The following is a 26,516-nucleotide window of genomic DNA, read 5'->3' as shown; positions in this document are numbered from 1 at the left end:
AAGTTATTGTATTTTTGAATGATCAACAGTTCTTATTTATATTCCTTTTTTATATTATTTGGCATTTGTTCTCTCATTTACTTGTTTTTCAATTTAAGATCTGGCAAGAATCAAATAAATAATAAAATCGTTTTAAAGAACTTATTAGAAAGTTTAGATGTGGATTTACCCGATGAATTGAAATCTTTAGATAGTTCGTCGACGGATCCTCAAAAATATCCATAATCTTTAATTGGATTTATCTAATGTCGAAGTTTAGTTTTGATGATACGGAAACATCAGGAATTTGGTGGTCTACTAATGTTTCTATTAGAGATTTATGTATAGAGCTTAAGGAAGATACCTCTTGCGATGACAGTGAAATAGTTGAACTGCTCAGATCTATAGCAAAATCAATTGATGTAAATGGTTTATAAGTTTATAGATATAGAATGATATAAACTTTATTACTTATCCCATTGAAGTTTCCATTGTGATGATTTCCATTGTTTTGTCCATGACTTTCGAGTCTTATTCTCATTTTTAAGTTTTGTATTTAACCAGTCTCTAAGAGATGTAGGAACAATATCTAATTCTTTCTGAATCATTTTCAGTTTAACCATATCTGCACCATATCCTGAGCTTTCAATCCAATCTGCCATAACTCCTATGTCGTATTCCAAGAACTTAATTGCTGCTCTAGGTATCATTAAATAGTTAGTTTGAATTCCTTCTGAGGAAACTAATCTTTGGAGAGTCATCGCCATTTCAAGCCCTGTCAGCTCTTCACCGGCAATATTGATAGATTGATTCTTATACTTGTCTGGTTTTGATAGTACCCCTCTTACCCACTTACCTATATCCTCTACCGCGATCGTTTGCCACTTGAAATTTTTCCCAACTATTCCAGGGAATATTTTCTTCGAAATCATATAGCCGGGTATTTTATTTTCGAAGTTTTCAAAGTAACTAACTGGCCTTAATGTTGTAGTGATTATATTAAGTTCTAATTTTTCGATATATTCCTCTATATCCCATTTACTCGTAAAATGTCCTGGAGCTAAATCATTTTTTAGTGGATCTTTTCCTTTGCTTATTGAGCTAAATATAAAATGATTCAGCTTCCCCTTTTCGTATGCAATTTTAACTTGATTTATCAGATTAAAACCCTGTGCCATTTCATAGGATCTAACAATACTTCCTCTAAATAATTTCCAACCTTTTGTAGGAGTTGTATTACCAAATATTACCTCTACACCTTCAAAAGCTCTATTGAGGCTTTCAGGATCCATTAAATCTCCTTTAACTAGATAAACATTCTTAAGTTTTCCAAGCTCAATTGCTTTTGAGCTTTTTAAATTTCTCGTGATTGCACGTATTTGATATTTATTTGTTTTGCTTAGCTCTTTAACAACTCCCATACCTTGCCTGCTTGTAGCCATAGTGACTGCTATGACAGTCTTCTTCCCTATACCTTTTTCGAAAATTTCTCCTTTTTCAAGCACGATTCAAAGCCTATCGATTAAGGAATGTAAATCATAAGTGAATTTATGTAAAGTTGTTGTGCTTTGCTGTTCGTAAATGATAGTTGATTGGGTGACTAAGGGGGCTTTTGCCAATCACCCATAATTGATAACCTCTTGTTGAGCTTTCGTAAAGGAATGTTTTATTTGCTTTTATAGATTACAAATATTGGCTATGTATTTATAAGTACTAAGTTTAGTCATTATGGCAAATGAAGTTCTCGCAGAAAATGTTCGACAAAACATTATCTTTGATGTTGTTGACGGTATTCCTCCATCAGAGGATGAATCCGATGAAATCAGATCCTTCCGCTCCCAGATAGAATCTGACAATTTGATGCTTGAATATTCAGCCGAAGAGTTAGGTTTTAATAACGTGTTATTTGAGTACCTAAGTCAGGGATAACCGTTAATCAAATTAGCAATTTAATCTAGACCTTGGAATAATTCTTTGTGTACTGCGAATGTATGGTACAAACAAGTGCCATTCTCTGGTGATAATCGTTCTCCGTCTTTATTCCAAGCAAGTGAACAGATCAGGTCTCCATCCCATTTTACTTTGTGCTCATTAATTTCCTTTGACCAGTCTCTGACACGTGTAAAATGCTCAGGCATGTATTTACCTATCTTTCTGCAAATTTCACATAGGATTGATAATATTGGAGGTTTAGAATCTAATTTTAGATCTTTAGTGAGTGATGGTTGAGTAAATACACCAACATATCTAATATGATCAATAATCTTTTGTTCTTTATTATTTAACTTGGCTTTTATACAAGCTTCTTCGAATTCATCGACGGGAGTTATTGGACGTAAGTTAGAAATCACTTCGACGCTCTAAATTATCTATTATTTTCTTATATTACCAAATTTTTATTTTGCTAATATTATTTTCGAATGTCATATGCCATTAATTTAAATTTTTTATTTTCCCATTTTTCTTCATTTTTGTTGAACAAATAAAACAGTTCGACAAACAGCATTTGGTAATCTTTCCTGAATTTGAGATTCACTAAGATCTCTTCATGATTCTCTTTCTAAACCCAGTCATAGCTTACTTTCGCTAGAGTTAAATGTTACAAATTAAAATATCAATGGTCATATTCCCTGATGACTGGTATTTATATTGGGTCTTACTAAAGAACATGCTTCCTTTAACTTTCGCTGGACTGCTAAGTACACCAGCTCCTACTGCACCAATCATAGGTATCGCGTTTATGGCTTTATTCGGAATTATGGCTGTAGTAGTTGGCCCTAATTACGATGGATTTAATGACCCAAATACATCTAAATAATTAGATTATCTGGCTAAATTAGGTGGGTTGATATGTTTTTCATGTTTACCCACTTTTTTTTGGTCTAAAATAATCACATGTTCATGCAATGATTCCAACTATATTCATTTTTTTAATCTTATGTGTACGATTACTAAATAATAATGTATAGAATATTTTCTTGCATTTAAACAATAGTTTCTTATCTATGTATCAAAATGTCTATTTTAACCTTTTTGATTCAAAACCAGTAACTAATTAGTTAATTTATTCCTTTTTCTGCTATTTATAACTAGCTTTAATTAACTTTTATGGGAAATTTGTTATTTGCTGGACTAACTAGTACTCCAGCGCCAACAGCAGTTTTAGTTGGAGTTGCGTCAATCGCATTATTTGCAATTGTCGGATTAATGGTTGGTCCTGACTACGATGGCATGAATGCTCCAGAGGTGAAAAAGTAGTCAATAAAAAACATTACTATTTAAAAAATAACTAAGAGATATAATTGAATTATTTTTCTTAGTTATTTTTTTTTTGGCTTTGTAAATAAAAAACTAATTTATTTAGACAAAATTCTTCTCTAGGTTTTATTGACAATACATTATTTTTGTTTAAATACTTCTTAACATTTAAATAATATAAATACCATGACCTGTCGAATTTTAGATAGACTTCTCTGCTATCTCTATTTCTTTCCATTTGGTCTCTTTTTAATCTTCTCTCAAAACAAATTTCTTTTTGGTCTTCACATATAATATTTATTGTCTCACTATAGTTTAAATCTAATCTATGAGAAAATATTCCCTCTAATATCAGGAATTGATTATCTTCTTTATAGTTTATGCTTATGTTTGATTTAGATGAATGTTTTCTCTTGAAGTCATATTTATAATGTGAAATTAAGCTATCTTTATTATATATAGATCTAAGTGTTTTATTTAATTCATTTTTCTTGATACTCAAAAGCCTATCATAAATATCGTATAGAAATATTGATAAGAATCTAATAAATAAATTATCCCTATAATATGAATCAGTATTAATTATTATTGAATTATTAAATAATTTAGTTATTTTATTACTTAAATACGTCTTTCCAGAACCAGATGGCCCAGTGATTACTATAGTTTTCATTATTTACTTTATTAATTAATTTATTAAAGTCTAATAATTAATTTTTCTTAACGATAATGTATTAGGATATTTTATTGTAATTAAGTTCTTCGGTAGTCCAGTTTCTATTGTTAAATCTATTTTCAACAAACCTTAAAACTACTATTATTACAGGAATATGCATAAGACCACCAAGTACAACGGTGATTTGGTTGTAAGGCATAATCTTTTCTATAGTTAATTTAACTATACGTTATTAATCATTTGTTATCTTAATATGTATCTTTTAGTCATATAAGTGATTTTGAATTTAGGTACAAATTACATTATTTCAGATAATTCATTTTCGAAAAACCAATTTATTTCACCATTCCTTAGTTTTACTACTAGACCAAATTGATTGCCATCTACCATTTTATATCCAACTAGTTCGACTATGGGCTCCTTCCTAATTATTTCTAGAATATTTTGTGGTATTCGGTCATTTACTTCATTTATTTCTACTCTTAAATTTTGTCCTTTTTGCAGCTTTGAAGAATCTCTAATCATAATTAATATCCTATTTAATCAAGAATAATGTTAATTCAGTTATCCAATTATTGATAGGGATAATTGATTTTCAATTCCACTATATTTAATATATTCTTGGAATTCTGACGAGTTAAATGCTTTTTGAGCAGCAGCTTTAGATTCAAATTCAACTACTACGCCTAATTGACCACCATCCCATTCATTTAGATCTGAATTTTGATTTACATCTTTAGCAATTATTGTTCCACCTACTGATCTAAGCCATGGAACCACGGTTTTTACATATTCAATGAATTGTGCTGTGCTTTCAATTTTGGCCTGCTTCAGCCAATAGCCCTTGGTTCCCATGTCTTTATTTTTTCTTTAGATTCTCTCATGAGTTCGAAGCTTTTGGCTCGATTATTCAAATTCTTTACTGTTTATAATTTATAAGTATATTTACTATCCTTTGTGTATTATGGCTGTAATAAACTAGTTTTAATATTTAATCAATCTAGATATGTTTTTAGTTTAAATTTAATTGAAAGTTGTTTACATTTTATAGCTTAATTTATTGGATTTATCGTTTTAAGTTTTGACTTTAATTGCATCGCAAGATGTTGTCGACCTACTGCTAGTACTTTGAGGGTATCTTCATGCATCCTCAATTGTGCATCTGCAACTTGCATTCCTTTAACGAGTTCCTGCACTTCTTTAGGTAAGTTTTTAAGATCGTATTTTTTATCCTCAAATGTTAGTACTGCTTCCCTTTCATTTGATGCGCTATTTGCCATTTAATTAATATATAATTGTAGTATAATATAGCATTTATTACATCTTTAAAAGCTCTTAATAAATTGTTTTTCGCAAAACTCTTTATATCTCCCTTGTCTGATAATTAACTCATCGTGGTTACCAACTTCACATATTTTGCCTTTATCAAGCACAGCTATTTTATCTGCCTTTTGTATTGTTGATAATCTGTGAGCAATTACCAAGACTGTTCGTCTATGCATAGCTTGTTTAAGACCTTTTTGAACGGATTCTTCCGCTTCGGCATCCAAGGCACTAGTAGCTTCATCTAATAATAAAATTGTTGGATTTCCTAGTAAAGCTCTTGCAATTGATATTCTTTGTAGTTGACCTCCAGAAAGATTCGTTCCCCTTTCTTCTATAAATGTTTCATAACCATCAGGTAGTTGTTGAATAAAATCGTGGGCATTTGCAATTTTTGCAGCATTTACAATGTTTTCTTTGGTTGTTGGCCTTCCAAATCTTATCGCTTCTGCAATGGTGCCAGAGAATATAAACGTTTTTTGTGGAACTATACCTATTAATCTTCTTAAATAATTTGTATTTAATTTCTTTAAATTATATTTATCAATAAAAATAGATCCATTATTAGGTTCTATGAATTTTAATATTAGTGAGAAAATTGTACTTTTACCAGCTCCCGAAGGACCTATTAAGGCGAGAATTTCTCCACTATTTATATCTAAACTTATGTCTTCTATTACGTCGACATTATTACTATACGAAAAAAATACATTATTGAATGAAATATTTCCTTCTATTTTTTCAGGAATAATACCATTATCTCCTGTCAATATTTCCTGCGGATTAGTTGTTATTTCGTTTAATCTTTTTAGTGATGCTTGACCTTGTTTTAATTCGTTGTAGTTTGTTGTTATATGACTTATTGGATCAATTAACATTATTAATGCTGTAAAATAACTTCCAAATTCTTCGTTAGACATTCCACCTGTTTGAATTCTATAAGTTCCAATTGCGAGGATACTTAAAATACCTATTACTTCTATTAATCCCACTATTGGATGTTGAAGAGCTACAAGTTTAAGCATATTAAATTTAGCTTCTTTATGTAATTTAACTTGTTTATCAAAATTGCTTTGTAGCCAGTCTTCTACCGCAAATGCTTTAACCATGGGAAGTCCTTGAATAGCCTCTGAAAGCAAACCTGCCAAAGAGCTAATTTTGTTTTGACTTTTTTCGGATGCTTTTAATACTCTTCCTCCAAAGTTACTAACTAACAATGCAATCAAGGGAGCTAATATAATGGTGGCAAATGATAAATTCCAGTCAATAAATACCATATAACCAAATACTGCTAGTAATTGAAATATCGATGGTGCCGTATCTTGAATAGATTTATAAATAACTTCCCCAACTCGATCAACATCCTCTGTAAGTCTGTAAGCAATATCTCCAGATGAGAGTGTCTCTATGAAAAGAATATTACTTTTTTGAAGTTTTCTAAATAGTGTTGTTCGAAGATCCTGGCTCAATGCTAATGCGGGTTTGGCCAGGAGACTATCTTGTAAATATTGTGCTGTTTTTTGAATTATGAAAATAATTAGGGCTTGTGAAATTACAGTTAAAACTTGTTTTGTATTTCCTTGTCCAATCGCAGGTATTAACTTGCCTGATATCCATGCGAGTATTGGCCAACAAATTACATATACAAACATACTGATTCCACCCAGCAGCAAGCTTGGCAAATGTCCCTTAAGTCTCCGTATCAGGTAAATGAAATTTATTTTGTTTTTTTGTTTCATTCCATCAAACTATCAATGTTTAATTTAAAAGTACTTAAATGAAATTAGATCAATTCCTAAAATTTGTAGGGATAGTTCAGACTGGGGGAGAAGCCAAAATGATTATTAAGTCAGGAAAAATATCAGTAAATGGCATAGTCGAAAGTAGAAGAGGTAGAAAATTAATTGATGGAGATCAAATTATTTTTGCAAATGAAACATACATTGTGCCAAATTCTGATCCTCTAGGCCGTAAGTTGGCAAGAAGCGAAAAATGAGGAGCTAGCGTGCGTAAACCGGTCATCGCAGGGAACTGGAAGATGAACATGACTTGTACTGAGGCGATTGAGTACATGCGTGTATTGATCCCATTATTAGAAGATATACAAAAAAAAGATAGGGAAGTTGTTATTGCACCACCATTTACAGCCCTATACCCTCTTTCTGAGTTTATTAAGGGCAAAACTGAATATCTTTCTTTATCTAGCCAAAATGTTCATTGGGAGGATAGTGGAGCCTATACAGCGGAGGTTTCTCCTCTCATGCTTAACGAGCTTTCGGTTAAATGTGCAATTGTTGGACATAGTGAGCCTCGAAAATATTTCAGTGAAAGTGATGCGCAAATAAATAAGAGGGCCAAATCGGCTCAAGATCATCAATTAATTCCAATTGTTTGTGTTGGGGAAACTATTGAACAAAGAGAGCTGGGTGAAGCCGAAAGAGTTATTAGAAGGCAAATTGATCAGGGTCTTGAAGGCATTGATGTAAAAAAGCTGATTGTCGCTTATGAACCAATTTGGGCTATAGGAACCGGGAAAACATGTGAAGCAAATGAAGCCAATAGAATCTGTGGACTGATTCGGAAATGGACTGGTTACGACGATGTGATTATTCAATACGGAGGATCAGTTAAATCAAGTAATATTGATGAGATTATGTCTATGTCAGATATAGATGGTGTCTTAGTTGGAGGTGCTTCTTTAGATCCTACAAATTTTGCGAGAATTGCTAACTTCAAAACCTTACAATAATTATCTGCCAAAACATTGGGGAAGAGAAACCCACTTAATGGCAATAGTAAACATTACTGAAGATTCATTTAGTGATGGTGGTCTTTATATTGACTTACCCTCTGCAATAAATCATGCATCGTTATGTATTAAACAAGGAGCACATATTCTAGATATTGGAGCACAGAGTACACGACCTGGCGCATCTGAGGTTGGAGCAGAAATTGAGATTAAAAGATTAGTTCCTTTAATAAAAGAATTGAAATTATTACATCCGGATATTCCAATTTCTGTAGACACCTTTCATCATTCTGTTGCTGAGAATGTATTAACTGTTGGTGCGGATTGGGTAAATGACGTTAGTGGTGGACGTCATGATCCTGAAATCTTTAGTGTTATTGCTGATAAAGGATGTCCTTATGTTTTGACTCATAGTCGTGGAAATAGCAAGACAATGGATTCATTAGCTAAATATACAAACGTGGTTAAAGATGTAAAAGATGAATTAGTCAATCAAATAGATATAGCATTATCTAAAGGCATAAAAAATGAACAAATTATTATTGATCCTGGAATTGGTTTCGCAAAGAATGTTGATCAAAACTTAACTTTGCTGCAAAATTTGGAAGAATTTGTTTCTATGAATTATCCAATTTTAATAGGAGCTTCCAGAAAAAGATTTATCGGGTCAGTTATTAATGAACCTGACCCTACTAAAAGAATATTTGGAACCTCTGCAGTAGCCTCTCGATGTGTGATTGCTGGCGTTGATATTTTAAGAGTTCATGATATTAAACAGATTTCTCAGGTAATAATAATGACCAAGTCAATTATTTAATCTTTAACTAATCTTCTGTATTGACTCCTTCAATTCTATCTTCTACTTCTTGGTAGAGTTCTTTCAACTGTTCAATATTTTCATCGGATGTTTCCCAATATCCTCTCCCATTAACTTCCAATAATGTACCGACTATTCTTCTAAAACTATGAGGATTCAAATCCATTAATCTTTTCCTCATCTCTGGATCATTTATAAAAGTTTCATTTGACTCTTCATATACGAAATTATCAACTTGTCCACTAGTTGCACTCCATCCTAATGTGTAATTAAGTCTGTTTGATACTTCTCTTACTCCCTCATATCCAGACTTCAGCATTCCTTCGTACCATTTTGGATTAAGTAATTTTGTTCTAGAATCTAATCTAATAGTTTCACTTAGTGATCTGACCTGAGCATTGGCTGTAGTTGTATCTGCTATGTAACTGCTGGGAGCTTTACCGTCATCTCTAAGATTTTTAATTAAATTTGTTGGGTCAGAATCAAAATAATGACTTACATCTGTGAGGGATATTTCTGAAGAATCAAGGTTTTGGAAAGTAACGTCAGCTGTCTTCATAACAGATTCAAATACATCCCTGTTCTGATTCATTTCCCCTGGATTATCAGCGTTAAAAGCATAAGTCTTCCTTGAAAGATACATTTCTTGTAACTCATTTTCTTCTTCCCATGTAGAGTTCTCTACAGCTAAGTTGACATTTGAGCTATAACTTCCACTCGCATTTGAGAAAACTCTGCTTGCAGATTCCCTAATACTTTTACCTTCCTTTTCTGCCTGCTCAAGTGCATGTTTTCTTACGAAATTTTGGTCAAGTGGTTCATCTGCCTCAGCCGCCATTTTTACAGCTTGATCAATTAATGCCATTTGATTAATAAATAGATCCCTAAATACACCAGAACAGTTCACTACTACATCGATTCTTGGTCTTCCTAATTCTTCCAGAGATAAGAGCTCTAATTTATTGACCCTTCCAACAGAGTCTGGCTTTGGTTTTACACCTACGAACCATAGAATTTGAGCAAGTGATTCTCCATAGGTTTTTATGTTATCAGTACCCCAAAGTACGCAAGCAATAGTTTCAGGCCATGTACCTTGCTCCTCTTTTTGTCTTTCAATAAGCTTGTCAACAACACCTTTAGCCGAAGCCACCGCAGCTACTGTTGGTATCGATTGGGGATCTAGAGCATGAATATTTTTACCACTTGGTAATACTCCAGGGTTCCTTATTGGATCTCCACCTGGGCCAGGAATAACATAATCACCATCTAAAGCTTTTAACAAACTCTCCATTTCTTTATCTGCACATATTTGCTCTAAACAAAATCTCAAATAGTCAAACAATTTATCCAGTGAATTTGCATTTACATTTTCAAAACCTGCTTTCTTAGCTGATGCTTGCCATGGCGAAGGAATTGAGAATCCAATTCCTCTTAAAAATTCAACAATTAGAGTCCAAATATTCTTCTTCATATTTACTCTGCCATCTCTTCCTGTAAGAGACTTAACCATTGAACCAACAGCTTCTCTAGATGTTTCTGTAATTAATTTATTAAGTTCAACGTCTTCTAATTTTCCCTTGTTATTGCCTTCGTAGACTTCTTCAATGGTTTTCCCTTTTGATTCAGCTAATAAACCTGGTAAAGATCTGATTCCATCATCTTCTCTTTCTATAGATGCGATACTTACCAACGTTGCAATAGCTTCTTCAGCAGTGGCGGGTTTTCCAATAGTGTGTAAGCCGCAAGGTAATAATCGACTTTCTATTTCCATTAATTGTTTATAAACATTTCCAACTACCAAATCTCTTTCATCTATATCCAATTCGGAGGCATCTTTCTCAGGAAGTTTTACATCTTCGTCTAGATTGCATTTTTTTGATGTTTCAACTATTGCGTTAACAATTTGAATTCCTCTTCCGCTCTCTCTTAACTGTTGATAAGAACCAACTAATTCTCCAAGTTCCTTTAGTCCTTTATATAATCCAGCATTTTCAGCAGGAGGAGTTAAATAACTAATTGTTGATGCGTATCCTCTTCTTTTTGCGATTGTTGCTTCCGAAGGATTATTTGCTGCGTAGTAATAAAGATTAGGTAGACCTCCAATTAATGAATCGGGATAACAAGTCTCACTCATACCCATTTGTTTCCCAGGCATGAATTCAAGAGATCCATGGGTACCAAAATGTAGAACTGCGTCTGCCTTCCAAACTTTTTCTAAATAAGTGTAATAAGCTGCAAAACCATGATGAGGACTAGCACTTCTGGAATAAAGTAATCTCATTGGATCGCCTTCATATCCAAAGGTTGGTTGTACTCCAACAAATACATTCCCAAACTCTTTACCATATATAAGAAGATTTTGACCGTCACTATTTAAATTTCCAGGTGGCTTTCCCCAGTTCTCTTCTAGCCTTTCAGAATAGGGAGTCAATTGTTCGTATTCTTTTACGCTCATTCGATGAGCTATTGATAGTTCAGGAGAACCTTGTAATGCTTCAGGGTCATTTATTAATGTCTCCATTAGTTCTTTTGGATTCTTAGGCATATCTTTTATGTCATAACCTTTCTGCTTCATTTCTTCTAAAACCCTATAAATTGAGCCAAAGACGTCTAAATATGCTGCTGTTCCAACATTTCCTTTATCAGGTGGAAAACTAAAGACAGTAATCGCTAATTTCTTCTGGTCTCTTTTTTTTATTCTTAGTGATGACCATCTAATAGCTCTTTCAGCTATTGCATCTACTCTGTCTTGGAGTGTATGAGCTTTTCCAGTGGCATCATCACGTCCTGATAAAACGATTGGTTCAATAGCTCCATCTAATTCAGGAATTGCAATTTGAAGAGCCACTTGAACTGGATGAAGACCAAGGTCACTACCTTCCCATTCTTGAGTCGTTTGGAAAACAAGAGGTAGAGCAACCATGTATGGTCGATTGAGTTTCTTTAATGCCTCAACTGCTTTTGGATGATCTTGCCTCGCAGGACCTCCTACAAGTGCAAAGCCAGTAAGTGAGACAACCCCATCAACAATTGGTTTGTCAGGGTTTATTGGATCGTAATAAAATTCATTTACAGGCTTAGAAAAATCTAATCCACCACAAAAAATTGGAATGACTGTTGCTCCCCGATATTCCAGTTCTTGAATTACAGCGACATAGTGAGCATCATCTCCAGTAACAATATGACTTCTTTGAAGTACAAGACCAATTACTGGTCCTTCTTTCGCCTTATTTGATAAATCATCTCTAGAAGCTGTCCAATTTAGATATTCTTTTTTATCTTCAAACATATTTGGCGCTAAAGGATGCCAAATTCCTAAGTCTGGAAAAACTTCTGGCTCTGCAACTTCAATATTCTCTTTTTCTATATTAAGTTCTGGAAATACGTATTTGTCACCAAGCATTAGTAGGAAATTTCTCAGATTATCTGGAGTTCCACCTAACCAATATTGAAAACTAAGCATAAAACTACGAGCGTCTTGTGCCTTGTCTACAGGTAGATACTTAAGAATTGATGGAAGAGTATTTAGAAGCTTCAACATTGAATCTTGAAAACCAGCACCGCCTGCTTCTTTCCTCTTCTTCATGAAGTCGCCAATAATGCTTTTACTTTGACCTAACTGGGCCATAGAAAAAGTGCCCAATTTGTTCAGTCGCATCACTTCTGGCATTGATGGGAATACAACTGCAGCTTTAAGATTTTCCTTATGAGGTTCAACTGCTTCAACAACTTTTTGCGCTAAATCTTCAATGAAAATCAATGAAGCTACGAATAAATCAGCATTTTCTATATCTTTTTTAAAGCTTTCATAATTTGCTGTATCTCTTAATTCTTCAATTAAATATCCATTAAGCTCAATTCCAATAGGACCATTTTGAGAATTTAATGAGTTTGCAGCTTGTGTAAGGGCATTTTGATATTGAGGCTCAAGAACAACATAAACGGCCTTCATCACAGCTTTATGCTTGTGATTCTCGACAGGTGAAACTCTGCGATTGGCTGAGCGAACCTGTGTAAACATCTTTTCATCTATCGGAATTCGACCAAGCCTAGTGTTCAGTGGTCCTTTAGTGTGTTATTTAGTTAATGCGTGTTACAAGGGATATCAAATATGATTGTAAAAAAAGTAATTCAATGAGTTCTGCTAATCAATCAATACCAGTTTTAGTCGCAGGTGCCCTAGGTCGAATGGGATCTGAGGTTATTAAAGCAGTTAATTCATCTAAAGAGTATCAACTTATTGGAGCAATAGATAATCAAAAGGAAAAAGAAGGTCAAGACATAGGCTCATTATTAGGCTTAGGAACACTTGATGTATTTATATCAAGTGATTTTGAAGGTTCTTTGTGTGCTGCAAGTCAGAACGTCCCTAAAGATGGTTCAAATAATGGTGCTGTACTAGTTGATTTCACTCATCCCAAAGTCGCATATAAACACACTCGCACCTCTATTGCTTATGGAGTTCACCCTGTAATTGGTACTACGGGAATAACAAGAGACCAATTAGAAGATCTTTCTAATTTTGCAGAAAAGGCCTCTCTTGGTTCAGCCATTATTCCTAACTTTTCAGTGGGGATGGTTTTGCTACAGCAAGCTGCTGCAGCTGCGGCTCGTTTTTATGAGTTCGCTGAATTAACTGAAATGCATCACAATAAAAAAGCAGATGCCCCAAGTGGAACATGCATTAAAACAGCTGAATTGATGGAGGCGCAACGCTTAGCTTTTAATAAACCTCTAGTAACTGAAGAAGAATCTATCCAAGGTTCTCGAGGTGGATCTCGTCCTAGTGGCCTTAGGGTTCATTCTGTAAGATTACCTGGACTTGTTGCTCATCAACAAGTCATGTTTGGTTCCAGTGGCGAGACTTATGAGTTAGCCCATAACACTATTGACCGGTCTGCTTATATGCCTGGAGTACTATTAGTGATTAAAAAAATCAGATCTTTCAATAAATTGGTTTATGGATTAGAGGAAATCTTATAGTTTTCATTCATTACATACATATGTTATTTCCAATTAAGCAAAATGAGATAGATAAATTAATTCCTTCTGTAGCTACAGGGAAGCAATTTAATGCAGCGTTGGGCAACCCTCAGAAGATTTTTCAACGTCTTATGATTTCATCAATTGGAGGTGTAATAACTTTACTTATAAGCCAAAGTCAAATAACAAGCCAGTTTTACTCTTTATGGCTCGTATTAGGTGTAGTTTTCCTTTTATATATTTTATGGGGACCAATACTTGAAGCTAGTAGAAAAAATTATAAGTTTAAAAGTTTCTCTTTCTCAGCATTAGTTGATGGTTATATATCTGATGTTTATGTTGAAGATAGGGTAGAAAATCAACAGGAACAAGCAAATAAAGATGGGAGGTTAGAGGTGTTAGAAAAAAAACGAGCATGGGTCGTTTTGGATATAGATGATGAAGATGGCTTTATAGGTAATATAAGTTTTCCATTACAAAATAAATTCAATATACTTACTAAAGGTATGAGAATTAACTGTGTGGTTTTTAGTAATAGAAGAGATTTTGATCGGATACAATCGATAAGTGATGCGTGGTGTCCTGAAATAAATTTGTGGATTGGTTCTTATCCATTTCTTCTTCGGCCAGCATTTGAAGAATTTGTTAATATGAAAGTTTTAAACTAAATATTTTTTTTATAAATGATATAATAGTTCTTATGAATGTAGCAATTATTGGTTCTGGATTAACTGGATCATTAGCAGCAATATCATTAGCAAATGCTGGCTGTAGAGTAGACCTATATGAAAGATTATCTGACGAAGAACTTATTAATCGAGATCGAACATACGCGATAACACATTCATCTAGAAAGTTATTGCAAAAAATTGGATTATGGTCTGTCTTAGTATCGCATCTAGTTCCTTTTCAATATTTAAATGTAATCGATTATGAATTAAATAAAAAGTTTCAATTTCTTATTAATGATTTAAAAACTATAGACCAAAAATACGCGGCTGTAGGTTGGATTGCTGAACATAAAAATATCATGTTAGCAATTTTAGAATTTATATCTGACATTGATAAAATTAATAAAATCCCTACATCTGTTATACCTAATACAAACAATTATGAGATAATTATAGCAGCAGATGGGTCAACTTCAAATACTAAGAAGAAACTTAAAACGCCTTCTTTTAATTTTAACTATGATCAAATGTGTATAACCACTAAGGTTCTATTAAGAGGAGTTAAATCTAATGAAGCATTTGAAATCCTAAACTCGGAAGGGCCATTTGCTGTTTTACCTCTTGGTGGTGATCTATTTCAAATCATTTGTAGTCAATCAATAAAAAAAGGTAATTACAATATGAGCTTATCAAAGTCAATGTTTCTAGATTATTTATCAACAATCCTTCCATATGGTATTGAGCCAGATACTATTATTGATGAACCTCAATCGTTTCCGATAAATTTTCTTATTAATTATTCATTTTTTTCTGGAAAATATATTTATTTAGGTGAAACAGCTCACAAGTTTCATCCTGTAGGAGGACAAGGGTTGAATCTATGTTGGCGAGATGTTGATTGCCTTTCTAGATTGATTTCCATACCACTGTTAAAGAATAATCATAGTATTATTCCCTTACTATATTCAGTATCTAGATTAATTGATGTTATATCTATCTCTTTATTTACAGACATTTTGGTTAGATATTCTCGGAGTAATTTTAATATTTTCCTAATACCTAGATTATTTATATTCTTTGTTTTAAAAAAATCTGCATTAACTAGAAAATTTATTCTTAATATAATGACTAATGGAATTTAAGCTGTCTTATTTATAAATGATATATACTACTAATTCTATTAATCCACCTTCAGACGAATTGTGCAATTTTATTATTGACAAACTTGGCATAAGTCAAAGCGCATTGGAATTAGGTGTAAAAAGATCTTCTTTGGAGAATTCTCCATTACCTATCGTCATGAGGAGTTATGGTTTGATAACTATCAAACAACTACAGATAATACTTTTGTGGTTAAAGGAAAATTAATATTTTATTAGGCTTTCTACCAATAATTTACAATCTAAATTATTTCTACCATTCAGTTTTGTTAGCTCGACTAGAAAAGCGTATCCGATTAAATTTCCACCTGCCTTGGTGATCAACTTACCTGCGGCACTTGCAGTTCCTCCTGTCGCAAGCAAATCATCAATAACGATGATTTTGCTTTCTTTTTCAAATGAATTCTGCTGTATTTCTAATCTATCTTCGCCATATTCAAGTTTGTAATTAATACCTATTACTCTCCCTGGTAATTTGTTTGGTTTTCTAATTGGAATAAAACCAAGTTCAAGTTTAAAGGCTAAAGCAGATGCAGATATAAATCCCCTAGATTCTATGCCAGCTATATAATCTGGTTTAGATATAGATATTAGCTTTTGTAAAGGCAACATTAATTCATTCCATCTCTTGGGATCTTTATATATAGGGTTTATGTCTTTGAAAATAATTCCTTCTTTTGGAAAATCTTTTATTTCATTTATATATTTTTTTAAGTTTTCCATTCTTTACAAATATTGGTGTGCGGTTTTATAAAACTAACAATAAAGCTAGCCAATCATCCAAGTCCTGTCATTATTTAAAGTATGATCAAATCCAATTATGTTGCTGAGCAGAATAAATACCTTGATAGTGGCTCAAAGTATAAAAACATTTCTTCAGCTAAGACTTTTGTAAATTGCGTAATCTCTGGTGATACTCCGAGGAAACTTGATTTTTTGATATTAGTTATAGAAACACTGCAAATCAATGCTTCGGATTCCCTATTATTGAAGGCCAAAGATATTGGATTGCCTGATCAGTACTCAAGTAGAGTTGAATTTTGGAAAATGAGATGTTCAAACCCATTGAGGAATACATATTCATTTACATCTCTATCATCCGAACAGATTGATTCCATTATTGAACTTATATCTTGCATGGCCGAAAATCTTTATCCACTTATTAGGCAATTACTATCCTCAAAAGAATCACAGACACTTAATAAAGAGAGATGGGATTTATTTAGTTCACGTCTTAAGTCACTTATTCGTGAAAGGATGAATATACAACGTAGTTTTATTTCCACCTTACTAAGCGAAGATAATAATGAATTTTTTAGACATCTATTAGTCATACTCTCTCTATCCTGTGGAAAGGCGGGGGCTAATCGATTAAAAGCATCATTGTATTATCAATCATAGTATTTATAAATGATTAATTTAACTTATAGATTTGATCAAGACTCTTCTTCCCTTGAACTATCAGGGATGCCAGATGTTTCAAACGGAGATTCAGAAGAGACTATAGGAATTCTATCTTCATGGACATTGAACATCATTGGTTCACCTCTGTTAGAAGGAGAGAAGGAACATCTTGATGATTTGATGCAAGTAATACTTAAATATTCAAGATCATATATCTCTGGAATTCGTAAAACATTCATATCTAATAAGAAAATTGTGACACTATCTCCTTTCGGTATTAGTCACAAATTAATACTTAAAAGCACAAAGAAGGGGGTTTCGCCTTTAGAAATTATTTTAGATGATTCTGAATTGTCAGACTTAACAAGATGTTTCGATCTCTTAAGATATGATCCTAGATTTAATATTAGATGGAACATAAATCAAGATAAACCTTTTACCAAGAAACTTATACGAAATAGTTTACCTGTTTCTAAGAATAATTCTAATTTCTATTATGCTCTTATTATTTTTATATTTACTAGTAGTCTGTTATTATTTATTCCTACAAATAATAAGATAGAGTTAAGAGAGAACACTAATAACTCTCAACCCTCATTTACGCAAACTGAATAATATGAAATTAATAGCAACTAAATATTATAAAAATAATTATCAATGATTTTATTGATTGATTATATAATATTTTATATTTTTCAAAAAAGTTTTCTTTTATTCGCCAATAAATTAAAAATCTTCTAAAATTATCATAAATCTATGTTTATATGAAACTGTCTATTTATGATAGAGCGAAAATCGATATTGCTGATGATCATATCTTTTATCAACAGCCTAGATACGTTCATCACCTCAGTGAGCCATTTAGATCAAGACTTACGAATTTATACTCAGAGTATTTATGTGATCACCATGTGATTTTAGATTTAATGAGTAGTTGGGTAAGCCATTTACCATCAAATATTAGATATAAAAAAGTTATTGGTCATGGAATGAATGAAGCTGAGTTAATCTCTAATAAAAGACTTGATAATTTCTGGGTGCAAAATTTAAATAAGACACAAAATATCCCTATTGAAGATTCTTCCATTGATATTGGATTAATTGTTGCAGGATGGCAATACCTTCAATATCCTGAAAGAGTTGCATTAGAACTATCAAGGATTATCAAGTCTGATTCATTATTGATAATCTCATTCACTAATCGAGCATTCTGGACCAAGGCTCCAAATATCTGGACTTATTCATCAGAGCAAAAAAGAATTGAATACGTTATCAGTGTTCTTAATGCTAATGGATGGAGGGTTGAAAAAACATTCAATGAAAAAACAAAAGTTAAAAAGGTTTTTGGGTTTTATTCTGCAGATAGTGATCCATTCTTTTCAGTTATTGCAAGAAATAATAAGTCTAATAACTGAACTATTTTTATTAAAAGCTATAATAAGAATTAGTTCTCAATAGGATTTATTCATGCCCTATTCTCTAATTAAGTTTAGTTCTGAGGATTGTGGTACTTGTCACAGGATGAGCTTCTTTGACTCTAAGGTTGCAAATGAATTAGGTATTGAATTTATAAGTGTAAAACTTCAGGATACAATGGTTTATAGAAAATATAGACCAATACTATTAAAACAATATCCTACAAAAGAAGGTATGGGGTGGCCGACCTATCTATTAGTTGATAACCCTGAGGGGGAATTTAAAATTATTGGGGAATTAAAAGGGGGGATTGCTAAGGGTGATTTTAGAGAAAGACTTTCAAAAATAATTTCTGGTTGACTTCAGATTAATTTACTGGTTGCATCAAACCACCGCTTCCAGAGTCGGAATCATCATCATCATTTCCTGGGTCAACTGTCAAAAGTGTATAGATCCCTAACGCTAAAAGACTTATCATGCCGCTAAAAAGACTTAGCCCATATTGGTTAGTACTGACTTCTATTACTTCACCCAAGGTAATAACAACCAAATTTTGGTGACTATAGCAATTTTTTAATCTAGAAGCGTCTTCTTCAACCAATTGAAAAATTGACATGTCTTTTCTTTTAGAATTTATGATTGGATTTCTTGAGTGCTTATTTCAGAATTCATTAATTTTAACCATTCCGTAAGTTGATCTAAAAGTTTGTCGCTGTCTAATATACCAAGACCTCTAATCGTAACAGTTGAATGCCGAGCTCCTTTTTTATATATAAATCTTCCGTGAAGATGGTTTGCCAAACCTTTTCTTAATAACTTAAAAGCTGGCTCATCCATCATTGTTTCAAGCTCAACGTTTGGTTTTGACAATTTAATTCTCGAAAAGCCACACTTTTTGGCGATTATTTTTAATTTCATTACTTCTATTAGTGATTCAACTGCCTTTGGTAATGCTCCATATCTATCGATCAGATTGCTAGCAAATTGAACTAAAGCTTCATTATCTTCACATTGACTAGCTAATCTATAAGCGTTTATTTTTTCATCTGGATCAGTAATCCAATCTCCAGGTATAAAGGCTGTAACAGGCAAATCTATTTGTGTATCGTCAACAGTTGGAATGTCTTGTCCTTGTATTTCAGCGATAGTTTCTTGCAATAATTCCATATACAAATCAAATCCTATAGATTCCATTTGTCCGCTTTGTTCAATACCTAAAATATTTCCAACGCCCCTAATTTCCATATCCCTCATAGCTAACTGATAACCACTACCCAAGTCACTAAATTCTTTTATGGCCTTTAACCGTTGCCTGGAAGTCTCATTTAATTTCTCATTACTTGGATAAAACAACCATGCATGCGCTTGTACACCACTGCGACCTACTCTGCCTCTCAATTGGTAAAGTTGAGATAAACCAAATTTGTGTGAATCTTCAATTAAAATAGTGTTTACTCGAGGAATATCTAAACCACTTTCCACAATAGTTGTACATAGTAAAATATCAGCTTCTCCAGCATTAAATGCCAGCATTGCATTTTCTAATTCTCCTTCTTCCATTTGACCGTGAGCAATCAATAATTTAACATTTGGAATCATTATTTTTAATTTTTCAGCTACATCCTCAATCCCCTTTATTCTAGGAACTATATAAAATATCTGGCCACCTCTATCAATCTCTTGCGATATTGCGCTTCTAATTATTTCATTATCAATTGGTGATAAATGAGTTTTAATAGGCCTACGTAATGGTGGTGGTGTTGTAATTAGACTCATTTCACGAACACCAGAAAGACTCATGTATAGAGTCCTTGGAATGGGAGTGGCAGAGAGAGTTAATACATCTACACTCTTTTTTAATTCTTTTATCTTCTCTTTTTGATTAACTCCAAAGCGTTGCTCTTCATCTATAACTAGAAGCCCTAAGTCCTTATAAACTAATTTTTTATTTAAGAGTTGATGTGTACCAACAACAGCATCAATTTTTCCTTCTTTAAGGCCACTTATGATTTGTTTTCTTTCACTAGATGTTTTAAATCTATTCAGTAATGATACTTTTATAGGGTAAGGTGCAAATCGGTCAGAAATAGTTCTCCAGTGTTGTTGAGATAATACTGTAGTTGGTGCTAACAATGCTATTTGTTTCCCAGATGTAATTGCTTTAAATATTGCCCTTATTGCTACCTCTGTTTTGCCGAAACCAACATCACCACAAATTAATCTATCCATAGGTTTATCACTTTCCATATCACATTTGACTTGAGTAGTAGCGGTCGCTTGATCAGCTGTTAATGCATAAGGAAATGAGTCCTCTAATTCATTTTGCCAAGGACCATCATTTGGAAACTTGAATCCTTTTTCTTTACTTCTTTCTGCATATAACTTGATTAAATCAATAGCAACTTTTTTAACAGACTTTTTTGCTTTAGCCTTTATTTTGTTCCAATTTGCACCACCTAATTTACTTATTGTGGGAGTGTTTGAATTGGAGTTCCTATATCTACCTAAACTACCAAGTTGATCTGCAGCAACACTTAATTTTCCATCCATATATCTTATTACAAGATAATCTCTAGATTCACCATTAATATTTAATTTTTGGATATTCTGAAATAATCCTATACCATGATTTCTATGAACTACGTAGTCCCCAGGCTTCATTTTATTAGGATCTATTTTTTTACTCTGCGCCTGCTTTCTTCTTCTTATATAGCCTGTACTAGAAATATTATGTTGTCCAAAAAATTCCTTATCTGTTATTATGGCAATTTTCCAAGCTGGAAGATAAAACCCTTCAATTTCGCCCTCATTAGTATTTTTAATAGCAACAGGTATATTGTCTTCAATAACACTTTTAATACCATATAGATCAGTATTATTGGGTATGAACTTAGATATAAGTTCATGTTCTTCTAAGAGAGAAACTGCACGACTAGGTTGAGCTGATATTATCCAGATAGAAAATTTATCTCTTATATAGTCTTTTAGTGAAAGACTTATTTTACCATATTGATTAGGAAGCCATTGATGAACTTTACTAGAAATATTAAATACATTTTCTTTTCCTGTAGTATCATCTAAATCGGTTATATCGAAACCTTGATAAGAATTTAATGAATTATAAATATTATTAATTTTATTATGAAGATTAGGTTTAAAAATATCTTGTAATGATTTTTTTTCTATTGAATTTGTAATAATTTCCGTATAACTTTCATTAACTATGTTATACCATGCATTTCCATGGGATAAACCTTGTAACCTTTCATCAACTACAATAAATGTACTATCATCTAAATAATCTAGCAACGATGAAGGCTTATCAAATGCAACACCTAAATATTTTTTTGCTGATTCTAAAGAATTAGAATTTACTAACTCAGAGTACTCATCATCCGAAAACAAAATTGATAGATCCTTATCTTTAATTGATAAAAGCTTATCGATGATTAGTGGATCAAAACCTGTCGGTGTAATACATACGTTATCAATTTGATCCAATGATCGTTGTGATATTGGATCAAATTCTTTAATCTTCTCTAATTTATCACCAAACAACTCCAATCTAATTGGTAGTTCACTACTAACAGGATAGATATCAATAATATCTCCACGTCGTGTCCATGTCCCCTCTTGATCAATATTACTAGACTTAATATAACCAGATTCACTTAATTTTAAAGATAATTCACGTAGGTTTAATTCATCCCCTACATTTAATTTAATACACTTTGATTTTAGATATTCAAATGGAGGGAGATGAGGTTGCAATGACCTTTCAGTAGCAATTATTGCAATATTTTCATCTTCTTTCAACTCTAATATATCACTAAGAACTTGCAATTGGCCCCATATGATTTCTGAGGTTACTTGTACAGAATCATATGGTGATACTTCGCTCGTTGGATACAAACATGTCTTGCTCCATCCACATTCATTTACTAGAGGAAACCACCTGGTAGCATCTTCTAATGTAGGTACTATTACTAATAATATTTTTGATCCTTTTTTAGCAAGCGAAGTTGTAATTAATGCTTTTGCTGTACGTGATGCTCCAGTTAATATTAATCTATCTTCTCTATTTGTTCTTACAATCAACTCATTTGTTAACTGATGATTTTCTAAATAATTTGCTATTGACTCTAAAGACACTATTCTTCGTTACTTTATATATTCATATTACTATATCATTTTGTTTATCGCATTGAGAAGTATTAATGAGGTAGATACTGACTTCTAATTGATTTAAGCTTTTCAACAAATGAGATTAATTGTTTTTCATTAAGTTCTTTCCTAGTTGAAACATTAAACTCCTTTTGTAAATATTCTCTTCCCTGTATATTGTCCCATGATAGATCCCTAAGTATCATATCTGACTCATCAATTAAACTATTAATATTTACTTCAAAACCCTTATGTTGTTTTTGCTGGTTCTCATTTTTTAAAAGGTTTAAATAATTTACAATATCACTATAATTAGTTATTTTGTTTCGATTGTTGTATCCTAATTTTTTTTCTAGAAAACTAATTTCATCATCTCGACTCCAATTTAAACGTTGAATTTCTAAATCAATTGCAGTTAATTCGTTGCTCCAATCACTCGGTTCATGATTGACATTACTTTTCTCAATTTTATTACTATTTGGTAATTGAACTTTCAATGTAGATTTAGTTATTTCTTCATTAATTGAACTTATATATGTATCATTATTTGTGACTGACTTTAACCTTTTTTTTAGTCTTGATATTGCATTGTCCTCGGCAACTTCAACTGTGGGCCCTTCGGCTAAAGCACTTCCTAGATTTTTGTCATTATGCCATCCTATAACTTGAACTACAGCCTTATTCTCGGATATATGGCAAAGTTTTGAATCAATTCGCATAACCCTTCTGAATTTACCCTAATAAGAATTATTAGAGTTAACATATACCAAACAGGCAGAATAAATAGCTCTTTTTTTCTTAATTTAATGGATTCAGCATCTCTCAGATCCTTAACTCCTTTACTTGATGGTATAGATAGATGGGTTGAGCTAGCCCCTCTCTTACCAATTATTGTTTCGTTAGAGCTCGTATTGTCTGCTGATAATGCTGTAGCTCTAGCCTCAATAACAAAGAACTTAAATAATATAGATCTTCAAAAAAGATCACTAAACATAGGGATATTTATTGCTTTAATATTTAGAATACTTGTAATTCTTGCTGCACAATTCATCCTGGATTTCTGGCCAGTAAAACTTATTGGTGGTACTTATTTGATATCTCTATCAATATCAAAGCTTATCTCCATTAATGAAATTTCCACTAATGAAAATAATAATAATAAAAAGACTGAAAGTTCAATAGTAAAAGTTATCCTTCTATTATCAGTAACTGATTTAGCTTTTTCTATCGATAGTATTACTGCAGCAGTTGCTATAAGTGATCAATTTCTATTGGTTATAACAGGCGCAATAATAGGAGTTATTGCATTACGTTTTACTTCTGGGTTATTTATTAAATGGCTTGAGATATATACAAATTTGGAAAAAGCAGGTTATATTGCAGTTGGCATTATTGGGATAAAGTTAATCCTCCAATTAATATTCTCACAATTAGTCGTTCCCGAATATTTATTCTTCTTAGTTATGTTAATCCTTTTTCTATGGGGCTTTTCAAGCAAAATAAATAATATTAATTATCTCTAGTTACCCAATATATTATTAATTCGAAGTTTGCATTGAACCGAAAAAGTATAACTATCTGTTGGCTTTTTCCCTTCTAATTGAGCACATTTAATTTGGATCGGAAAATCATTCGTCATTATTTTTATGCCGTCCTGTTTATCGATCATAGTTATTTCTCCTGGTATGTTATCTTCTGTAGGTTCAGTATCTATACTTTGACTTTCAAGCAATTGATCGTTATTAATATTTGTTGTAGCTTCCAGGATTTTTATTCTTTTACCTTTATATAGAGTATATGCATTTGGATATAACCCTTGTATTTTCTTTATGATTTGTCTTGCATTCTTGTTCCAATTTATTAGATAATCTTCTTTTTTAATTTGCCTTGCATAACTCGGATTACCATTTAATTTAGACTGTTCAACAGCATTTAATTCATCTAGCATTGTTGATTTATTAATACATTTGGTATGACTTATCCTTTCAAGTGCTTTAACTAATAGCTTTGAGGATATTTTCGAAAGTCTATTCGTAAGTAACTCTAGATTATCTGAATCATTGATCACCGTTACCTCCTGTTCAATAACGGGTCCTGTATCTAACCCTTCTTCCATGTACATAATACATATACCTGTCGTTGCATCATCATTAATAATGCTCCACTGGATTGGTGCCGCTCCTCTCCAAACAGGTAACAAAGATGCGTGACTATTCCAGCATCCCAGCTTTGGTAGGTCTAATATTTCTCTCGGTAGAATTTGTCCAAAAGCAACGACTACATAAACATCAGCTTTCAATTTTTTGAGAATGTCTTTGGTATTTTGATCCTTAGTTATTGACTTTGTTGTAAAGACGGGTATACCTAACTCCATTGCAGCTTCTTTTACTGGGGATGGAGACAATTGGTTTCCACGACCTCGCTTTTTATCCGGTTGAGTAACGACGGCAATTACATCAAGTCCCGAGCTAACGATGCTTATTAAATTTTCAGCAGAATATTTAGGCGTTCCCCAAAAAACTATTTTCACGCTTCACCAGTTATGGACATGTTCTCAACCCAAACGTGGGGACTAATTCCTTGATGTGTAACGGTCTGATCATCTTCAATTTTAACGATACTTTTTAAGACATTTAAGATGTCACCTGCAACTGTTGCTGCTTCAATTGAAGTCTTCTTGCCATCATTAACAATCCAACCATCAAAGGGCAAGGAGAATGAACCCTGGCTAGCTTTTACTCCTGAGTGAATCGCAGATAGTTCATCAATTAAAATGTATTCCTTGAGTGTATTTTTAACACTTAGGTTTTCATCTTTATCGAATTCAGAATCACTTTTGCTTATAACTAGCCAATCGGGGGAAACCGACACCTTTGCTCCTAATCCAGCATGCCCAGTTGGGGTTGCACCAAACCTCCTTGCTGTAGCCTCTGAATGAAGTAGGTTAGTTAATATACCGTTTGAGACCAATTTTATATTTTGTGTTGGTGTTCCTTCACCATCAAAACAAAACGCTCCAACGTTTTTAGGATGAAGACCTTCGTCACTTATATTTAGATTAGAAACAGAAATTTGTTTGCCAATTGAGTCTTTATTCATCAAACTTACTCCATCAATAATTGATCGTGCATTAAACATTGAACTAAAAGCACTTATTAATTGAATAAAGGCCTCTGGAGTAAAACAAATTAGATACTTATTCGTCTCTATAGATTGATAATTTAAATGACTAATTAACTTTTCAGATGTTTCTTTTATACAAGAATCTATATCAAGTTCTTCTAAATTAGAATTAATTTTAATAGCCCCTGCACTTCTTGGCTTTTTGTCTTTTTCCTCCGCCTTTGCATACAAATATATAGAAGATTGCGATATTTTCATATATCTATTAGCGCCGTCACTATTAATATATATCCTTTCCATATAACTTTCGTTCAATCCATTATATGGAACGGAGTCAATTGATTCATGCGTATTTATTAGTTGTTTTTCAGCATATTTAAGAATTCTCAGTAACTCATCAATACTATGAGGATTCGAAATTTTTGAGTTTATTACATCTAATTTTGTTTTAGCTAATGGAGAAAACTCTGGAGATTCTTTTTCGTTTCCAAAAAGGCTCGCTTCAATTGCTCCTCTCATTGCTTTATGAATGCCATCACTTGTTAAGTCAGAAGTACTAGTTATGCCTACTTGATTAAATTTATTCCATACTCTCAATGTCATTGAATTTCTTTGAGAACCTTTCAGTTGTTTAGCATTGCCATGTTGTACTTGAACAGAAATATCTCTACTTGAGGAGGCACCCATATCCCATTTTTTAATTTCTGAATCGTTACTAAATCTTTTTAAAAGAGTATTCAATAATTTTGGATCTAACTCGCCTATCTGTGGATTAGTAAGTGAATTGTTCATT

At 32.6% G+C, this 26,516-nt stretch carries 31 protein-coding genes; 16 read left to right on the top strand and 15 right to left on the bottom strand.

What is annotated here, in order from left to right:
• Window positions 1-245 precede the first annotated feature (245 nt).
• Window positions 246-416 carry a hypothetical protein gene (locus tag O5639_RS02145; protein WP_269624866.1) on the top strand — a complete coding sequence of 57 codons (171 nt, stop codon included), beginning with the start codon at window positions 246-248 and terminating at the stop codon, window positions 414-416.
• A gap of 30 nt (window positions 417-446) precedes the next feature.
• Here O5639_RS02145 and O5639_RS02140 read toward each other — a convergent pair whose 3' ends face one another.
• Window positions 447-1,484, bottom strand: a complete 1,038-nt coding sequence (locus tag O5639_RS02140) for an NmrA/HSCARG family protein (RefSeq protein WP_269624865.1) — start codon at window positions 1,482-1,484, stop codon at window positions 447-449.
• Window positions 1,485-1,707: 223 nt separating this feature from the next.
• Between O5639_RS02140 and O5639_RS02135 the strand changes: the two genes are divergently transcribed.
• Entirely contained in the window at window positions 1,708-1,908 is a 201-nt protein-coding gene (locus O5639_RS02135; protein ID WP_269624864.1) for a hypothetical protein, read from the top strand.
• A gap of 20 nt (window positions 1,909-1,928) precedes the next feature.
• On the opposite strand, the gene O5639_RS02130 is transcribed toward O5639_RS02135, so the two are convergent.
• Window positions 1,929-2,330: a hypothetical protein gene (locus O5639_RS02130; protein ID WP_269624863.1), complete on the bottom strand. Its 402-nt coding sequence runs from the start codon at window positions 2,328-2,330 to the stop codon at window positions 1,929-1,931.
• 245 nt (window positions 2,331-2,575) lie between these two features.
• Here O5639_RS02130 and O5639_RS02125 point away from each other — a divergent pair, with 245 nt between their 5' ends.
• Together O5639_RS02125 and O5639_RS02120 are read left to right on the top strand one after the other, a co-directional pair.
• Window positions 2,576-2,797 carry a hypothetical protein gene (locus O5639_RS02125; RefSeq protein ID WP_269605689.1) on the top strand — a complete coding sequence of 74 codons (222 nt, stop codon included), beginning with the start codon at window positions 2,576-2,578 and terminating at the stop codon, window positions 2,795-2,797.
• 290 nt (window positions 2,798-3,087) lie between these two features.
• Window positions 3,088-3,237, top strand: coding sequence for a hypothetical protein (locus O5639_RS02120; RefSeq protein ID WP_011823748.1), 150 nt, complete (start codon window positions 3,088-3,090; stop codon window positions 3,235-3,237).
• 58 nt (window positions 3,238-3,295) lie between these two features.
• Here O5639_RS02120 and O5639_RS02115 read toward each other — a convergent pair whose 3' ends face one another.
• The 6 genes from O5639_RS02115 to O5639_RS02090 form a co-directional block, all read right to left on the bottom strand.
• Window positions 3,296-3,910, bottom strand: coding sequence for a uridine kinase family protein (locus O5639_RS02115; RefSeq protein ID WP_269624862.1), 615 nt, complete (start codon window positions 3,908-3,910; stop codon window positions 3,296-3,298).
• Between the two features lie 61 nt (window positions 3,911-3,971).
• The gene (locus tag O5639_RS02110) at window positions 3,972-4,112 is read right to left on the bottom strand and encodes a hypothetical protein (protein ID WP_269624861.1); all 141 of its coding nucleotides are present in this window, start codon (window positions 4,110-4,112) and stop codon (window positions 3,972-3,974) included.
• A gap of 98 nt (window positions 4,113-4,210) precedes the next feature.
• On the bottom strand, window positions 4,211-4,438 hold the full coding sequence (locus O5639_RS02105) for a DUF2862 domain-containing protein (protein ID WP_269624860.1): 228 nt from the start codon (window positions 4,436-4,438) through the stop codon (window positions 4,211-4,213).
• 39 nt (window positions 4,439-4,477) lie between these two features.
• Window positions 4,478-4,768 carry a DUF1330 domain-containing protein gene (locus tag O5639_RS02100; RefSeq protein ID WP_269624859.1) on the bottom strand — a complete coding sequence of 97 codons (291 nt, stop codon included), beginning with the start codon at window positions 4,766-4,768 and terminating at the stop codon, window positions 4,478-4,480.
• A 197-nt stretch (window positions 4,769-4,965) separates the two neighbouring features.
• Window positions 4,966-5,193: a DUF6447 family protein gene (locus O5639_RS02095; RefSeq protein ID WP_269624858.1), complete on the bottom strand. Its 228-nt coding sequence runs from the start codon at window positions 5,191-5,193 to the stop codon at window positions 4,966-4,968.
• Between the two features lie 45 nt (window positions 5,194-5,238).
• The gene (locus O5639_RS02090; protein WP_269624857.1) at window positions 5,239-6,975 is read right to left on the bottom strand and encodes an ABC transporter ATP-binding protein; all 1,737 of its coding nucleotides are present in this window, start codon (window positions 6,973-6,975) and stop codon (window positions 5,239-5,241) included.
• 38 nt (window positions 6,976-7,013) lie between these two features.
• Between O5639_RS02090 and O5639_RS02085 the strand changes: the two genes are divergently transcribed.
• From O5639_RS02085 to folP, 3 genes are read left to right on the top strand one after another with little or no spacing between them, the layout of a single operon-like run.
• On the top strand, window positions 7,014-7,232 hold the full coding sequence (locus O5639_RS02085) for an RNA-binding S4 domain-containing protein (RefSeq protein WP_269624856.1): 219 nt from the start codon (window positions 7,014-7,016) through the stop codon (window positions 7,230-7,232).
• Window positions 7,233-7,241: 9 nt separating this feature from the next.
• A complete protein-coding gene (gene tpiA / locus O5639_RS02080) occupies window positions 7,242-7,985 on the top strand; it encodes a triose-phosphate isomerase (protein ID WP_269624855.1) in 744 nt (247 codons plus the stop codon).
• Between the two features lie 37 nt (window positions 7,986-8,022).
• Window positions 8,023-8,802 (top strand): dihydropteroate synthase, encoded by a 780-nt coding sequence (gene folP, locus O5639_RS02075; protein ID WP_269624854.1) that lies wholly within the window; start codon window positions 8,023-8,025, stop codon window positions 8,800-8,802.
• Between the two features lie 7 nt (window positions 8,803-8,809).
• Here folP and O5639_RS02070 read toward each other — a convergent pair whose 3' ends face one another.
• Window positions 8,810-12,823, bottom strand: a complete 4,014-nt coding sequence (locus tag O5639_RS02070; RefSeq protein ID WP_269624853.1) for a magnesium chelatase subunit H — start codon at window positions 12,821-12,823, stop codon at window positions 8,810-8,812.
• A 113-nt stretch (window positions 12,824-12,936) separates the two neighbouring features.
• Here O5639_RS02070 and dapB point away from each other — a divergent pair, with 113 nt between their 5' ends.
• Genes dapB through O5639_RS02050 form a run of 4 tightly spaced genes read left to right on the top strand, consistent with a single transcriptional unit; the run spans window position 12,937 to window position 15,824 of the window.
• Window positions 12,937-13,785: a 4-hydroxy-tetrahydrodipicolinate reductase gene (dapB, locus tag O5639_RS02065; RefSeq protein ID WP_269624852.1), complete on the top strand. Its 849-nt coding sequence runs from the start codon at window positions 12,937-12,939 to the stop codon at window positions 13,783-13,785.
• 20 nt (window positions 13,786-13,805) lie between these two features.
• Window positions 13,806-14,453 carry a hypothetical protein gene (locus O5639_RS02060; RefSeq protein WP_269624851.1) on the top strand — a complete coding sequence of 216 codons (648 nt, stop codon included), beginning with the start codon at window positions 13,806-13,808 and terminating at the stop codon, window positions 14,451-14,453.
• 32 nt (window positions 14,454-14,485) lie between these two features.
• Window positions 14,486-15,598 carry an FAD-dependent monooxygenase gene (locus O5639_RS02055; protein WP_269624850.1) on the top strand — a complete coding sequence of 371 codons (1,113 nt, stop codon included), beginning with the start codon at window positions 14,486-14,488 and terminating at the stop codon, window positions 15,596-15,598.
• 16 nt (window positions 15,599-15,614) lie between these two features.
• Complete coding sequence (locus O5639_RS02050) at window positions 15,615-15,824, top strand: DUF2949 domain-containing protein (protein ID WP_269624849.1); 210 nt, start codon at window positions 15,615-15,617, stop codon at window positions 15,822-15,824.
• Here the strand turns inward: O5639_RS02050 and O5639_RS02045 are convergent.
• Window positions 15,821-16,339, bottom strand: coding sequence for an adenine phosphoribosyltransferase (locus tag O5639_RS02045; protein WP_269624848.1), 519 nt, complete (start codon window positions 16,337-16,339; stop codon window positions 15,821-15,823). The genes O5639_RS02050 and O5639_RS02045 overlap by 4 nt on opposite strands.
• 81 nt (window positions 16,340-16,420) lie before the next feature.
• Between O5639_RS02045 and O5639_RS02040 the strand changes: the two genes are divergently transcribed.
• The 4 genes from O5639_RS02040 to O5639_RS02025 all read left to right on the top strand — a co-directional run bounded on the left by O5639_RS02040 (window position 16,421) and on the right by O5639_RS02025 (window position 18,796).
• Window positions 16,421-17,017, top strand: coding sequence for a DUF3038 domain-containing protein (locus O5639_RS02040; RefSeq protein ID WP_269624847.1), 597 nt, complete (start codon window positions 16,421-16,423; stop codon window positions 17,015-17,017).
• A gap of 9 nt (window positions 17,018-17,026) precedes the next feature.
• Window positions 17,027-17,635 (top strand): DUF4335 domain-containing protein, encoded by a 609-nt coding sequence (locus tag O5639_RS02035; protein ID WP_269624846.1) that lies wholly within the window; start codon window positions 17,027-17,029, stop codon window positions 17,633-17,635.
• Between the two features lie 149 nt (window positions 17,636-17,784).
• Window positions 17,785-18,435: an SAM-dependent methyltransferase gene (locus tag O5639_RS02030; RefSeq protein ID WP_269624845.1), complete on the top strand. Its 651-nt coding sequence runs from the start codon at window positions 17,785-17,787 to the stop codon at window positions 18,433-18,435.
• 52 nt (window positions 18,436-18,487) lie between these two features.
• The gene (locus O5639_RS02025) at window positions 18,488-18,796 is read left to right on the top strand and encodes a TlpA family protein disulfide reductase (protein WP_269624844.1); all 309 of its coding nucleotides are present in this window, start codon (window positions 18,488-18,490) and stop codon (window positions 18,794-18,796) included.
• A gap of 7 nt (window positions 18,797-18,803) precedes the next feature.
• Here O5639_RS02025 and O5639_RS02020 read toward each other — a convergent pair whose 3' ends face one another.
• The 3 genes from O5639_RS02020 to O5639_RS02010 all read right to left on the bottom strand — a co-directional run bounded on the left by O5639_RS02020 (window position 18,804) and on the right by O5639_RS02010 (window position 23,319).
• The gene (locus tag O5639_RS02020; RefSeq protein ID WP_269625557.1) at window positions 18,804-19,052 is read right to left on the bottom strand and encodes a hypothetical protein; all 249 of its coding nucleotides are present in this window, start codon (window positions 19,050-19,052) and stop codon (window positions 18,804-18,806) included.
• Between the two features lie 17 nt (window positions 19,053-19,069).
• The gene (gene mfd, locus O5639_RS02015; RefSeq protein ID WP_269624843.1) at window positions 19,070-22,588 is read right to left on the bottom strand and encodes a transcription-repair coupling factor; all 3,519 of its coding nucleotides are present in this window, start codon (window positions 22,586-22,588) and stop codon (window positions 19,070-19,072) included.
• A 62-nt stretch (window positions 22,589-22,650) separates the two neighbouring features.
• A complete protein-coding gene (locus O5639_RS02010) occupies window positions 22,651-23,319 on the bottom strand; it encodes a hypothetical protein (protein ID WP_269624842.1) in 669 nt (222 codons plus the stop codon).
• Between the two features lie 87 nt (window positions 23,320-23,406).
• On the opposite strand from O5639_RS02010, the gene O5639_RS02005 reads away from it, so the two are divergent.
• On the top strand, window positions 23,407-24,123 hold the full coding sequence (locus tag O5639_RS02005) for a TerC family protein (RefSeq protein ID WP_269624841.1): 717 nt from the start codon (window positions 23,407-23,409) through the stop codon (window positions 24,121-24,123).
• Here the strand turns inward: O5639_RS02005 and fmt are convergent.
• Window positions 24,120-25,130 (bottom strand): methionyl-tRNA formyltransferase, encoded by a 1,011-nt coding sequence (fmt, locus tag O5639_RS02000; RefSeq protein WP_269624840.1) that lies wholly within the window; start codon window positions 25,128-25,130, stop codon window positions 24,120-24,122. The genes O5639_RS02005 and fmt overlap by 4 nt on opposite strands.
• Window positions 25,127-26,515: a TldD/PmbA family protein gene (locus tag O5639_RS01995; RefSeq protein WP_269624839.1), complete on the bottom strand. Its 1,389-nt coding sequence runs from the start codon at window positions 26,513-26,515 to the stop codon at window positions 25,127-25,129. The genes fmt and O5639_RS01995 overlap by 4 nt, the downstream gene beginning before the upstream one ends.
• Window position 26,516 lies beyond the last annotated feature (1 nt).

It is taken from the genome of Prochlorococcus marinus str. MIT 1214 (assembly GCF_027359355.1).
GTDB lineage: Bacteria > Cyanobacteriota > Cyanobacteriia > PCC-6307 > Cyanobiaceae > Prochlorococcus_B > Prochlorococcus_B marinus_F.
The sequence above is the reverse complement of the archived record's forward strand: the minus strand, read 5'-3'. Positions and strand labels throughout refer to the sequence as shown.

Bases quoted from the DNA above. Each gene is read 5' to 3' on its own strand.
- O5639_RS02070 (WP_269624853.1), bottom strand. From the start codon at position 12,823: ATGTTTACACAGGTTCGCTCAGCCAATCGCAGAGTTTCACCTGTCGAG.
- O5639_RS02035 (WP_269624846.1), top strand. From the start codon at position 17,027: ATGATTAATTTAACTTATAGATTTGATCAAGACTCTTCTTCCCTTGAA.
- O5639_RS02025 (WP_269624844.1), top strand. From the start codon at position 18,488: ATGCCCTATTCTCTAATTAAGTTTAGTTCTGAGGATTGTGGTACTTGT.
- O5639_RS02005 (WP_269624841.1), top strand. From the start codon at position 23,407: ATGGATTCAGCATCTCTCAGATCCTTAACTCCTTTACTTGATGGTATA.
- O5639_RS02060 (WP_269624851.1), top strand. From the start codon at position 13,806: ATGTTATTTCCAATTAAGCAAAATGAGATAGATAAATTAATTCCTTCT.
- O5639_RS02135 (WP_269624864.1), top strand. From the start codon at position 1,708: ATGGCAAATGAAGTTCTCGCAGAAAATGTTCGACAAAACATTATCTTT.
- O5639_RS02120 (WP_011823748.1), top strand. From the start codon at position 3,088: ATGGGAAATTTGTTATTTGCTGGACTAACTAGTACTCCAGCGCCAACA.
- O5639_RS02090 (WP_269624857.1), bottom strand. From the start codon at position 6,975: ATGAAACAAAAAAACAAAATAAATTTCATTTACCTGATACGGAGACTT.
- O5639_RS02045 (WP_269624848.1), bottom strand. From the start codon at position 16,339: ATGGAAAACTTAAAAAAATATATAAATGAAATAAAAGATTTTCCAAAA.
- O5639_RS02125 (WP_269605689.1), top strand. From the start codon at position 2,576: ATGTTACAAATTAAAATATCAATGGTCATATTCCCTGATGACTGGTAT.
- O5639_RS02095 (WP_269624858.1), bottom strand. From the start codon at position 5,193: ATGGCAAATAGCGCATCAAATGAAAGGGAAGCAGTACTAACATTTGAG.
- O5639_RS02030 (WP_269624845.1), top strand. From the start codon at position 17,785: ATGAAACTGTCTATTTATGATAGAGCGAAAATCGATATTGCTGATGAT.
- O5639_RS02110 (WP_269624861.1), bottom strand. From the start codon at position 4,112: ATGCCTTACAACCAAATCACCGTTGTACTTGGTGGTCTTATGCATATT.
- O5639_RS02020 (WP_269625557.1), bottom strand. From the start codon at position 19,052: ATGTCAATTTTTCAATTGGTTGAAGAAGACGCTTCTAGATTAAAAAAT.
- O5639_RS02010 (WP_269624842.1), bottom strand. From the start codon at position 23,319: ATGCGAATTGATTCAAAACTTTGCCATATATCCGAGAATAAGGCTGTA.
- dapB (WP_269624852.1), top strand. From the start codon at position 12,937: ATGAGTTCTGCTAATCAATCAATACCAGTTTTAGTCGCAGGTGCCCTA.
- O5639_RS01995 (WP_269624839.1), bottom strand. From the start codon at position 26,515: ATGAACAATTCACTTACTAATCCACAGATAGGCGAGTTAGATCCAAAA.
- folP (WP_269624854.1), top strand. From the start codon at position 8,023: ATGGCAATAGTAAACATTACTGAAGATTCATTTAGTGATGGTGGTCTT.
- O5639_RS02085 (WP_269624856.1), top strand. From the start codon at position 7,014: ATGAAATTAGATCAATTCCTAAAATTTGTAGGGATAGTTCAGACTGGG.
- O5639_RS02055 (WP_269624850.1), top strand. From the start codon at position 14,486: ATGAATGTAGCAATTATTGGTTCTGGATTAACTGGATCATTAGCAGCA.
- O5639_RS02145 (WP_269624866.1), top strand. From the start codon at position 246: ATGTCGAAGTTTAGTTTTGATGATACGGAAACATCAGGAATTTGGTGG.
- O5639_RS02115 (WP_269624862.1), bottom strand. From the start codon at position 3,910: ATGAAAACTATAGTAATCACTGGGCCATCTGGTTCTGGAAAGACGTAT.
- O5639_RS02100 (WP_269624859.1), bottom strand. From the start codon at position 4,768: ATGGGAACCAAGGGCTATTGGCTGAAGCAGGCCAAAATTGAAAGCACA.
- O5639_RS02105 (WP_269624860.1), bottom strand. From the start codon at position 4,438: ATGATTAGAGATTCTTCAAAGCTGCAAAAAGGACAAAATTTAAGAGTA.
- O5639_RS02050 (WP_269624849.1), top strand. From the start codon at position 15,615: ATGATATATACTACTAATTCTATTAATCCACCTTCAGACGAATTGTGC.
- O5639_RS02040 (WP_269624847.1), top strand. From the start codon at position 16,421: ATGATCAAATCCAATTATGTTGCTGAGCAGAATAAATACCTTGATAGT.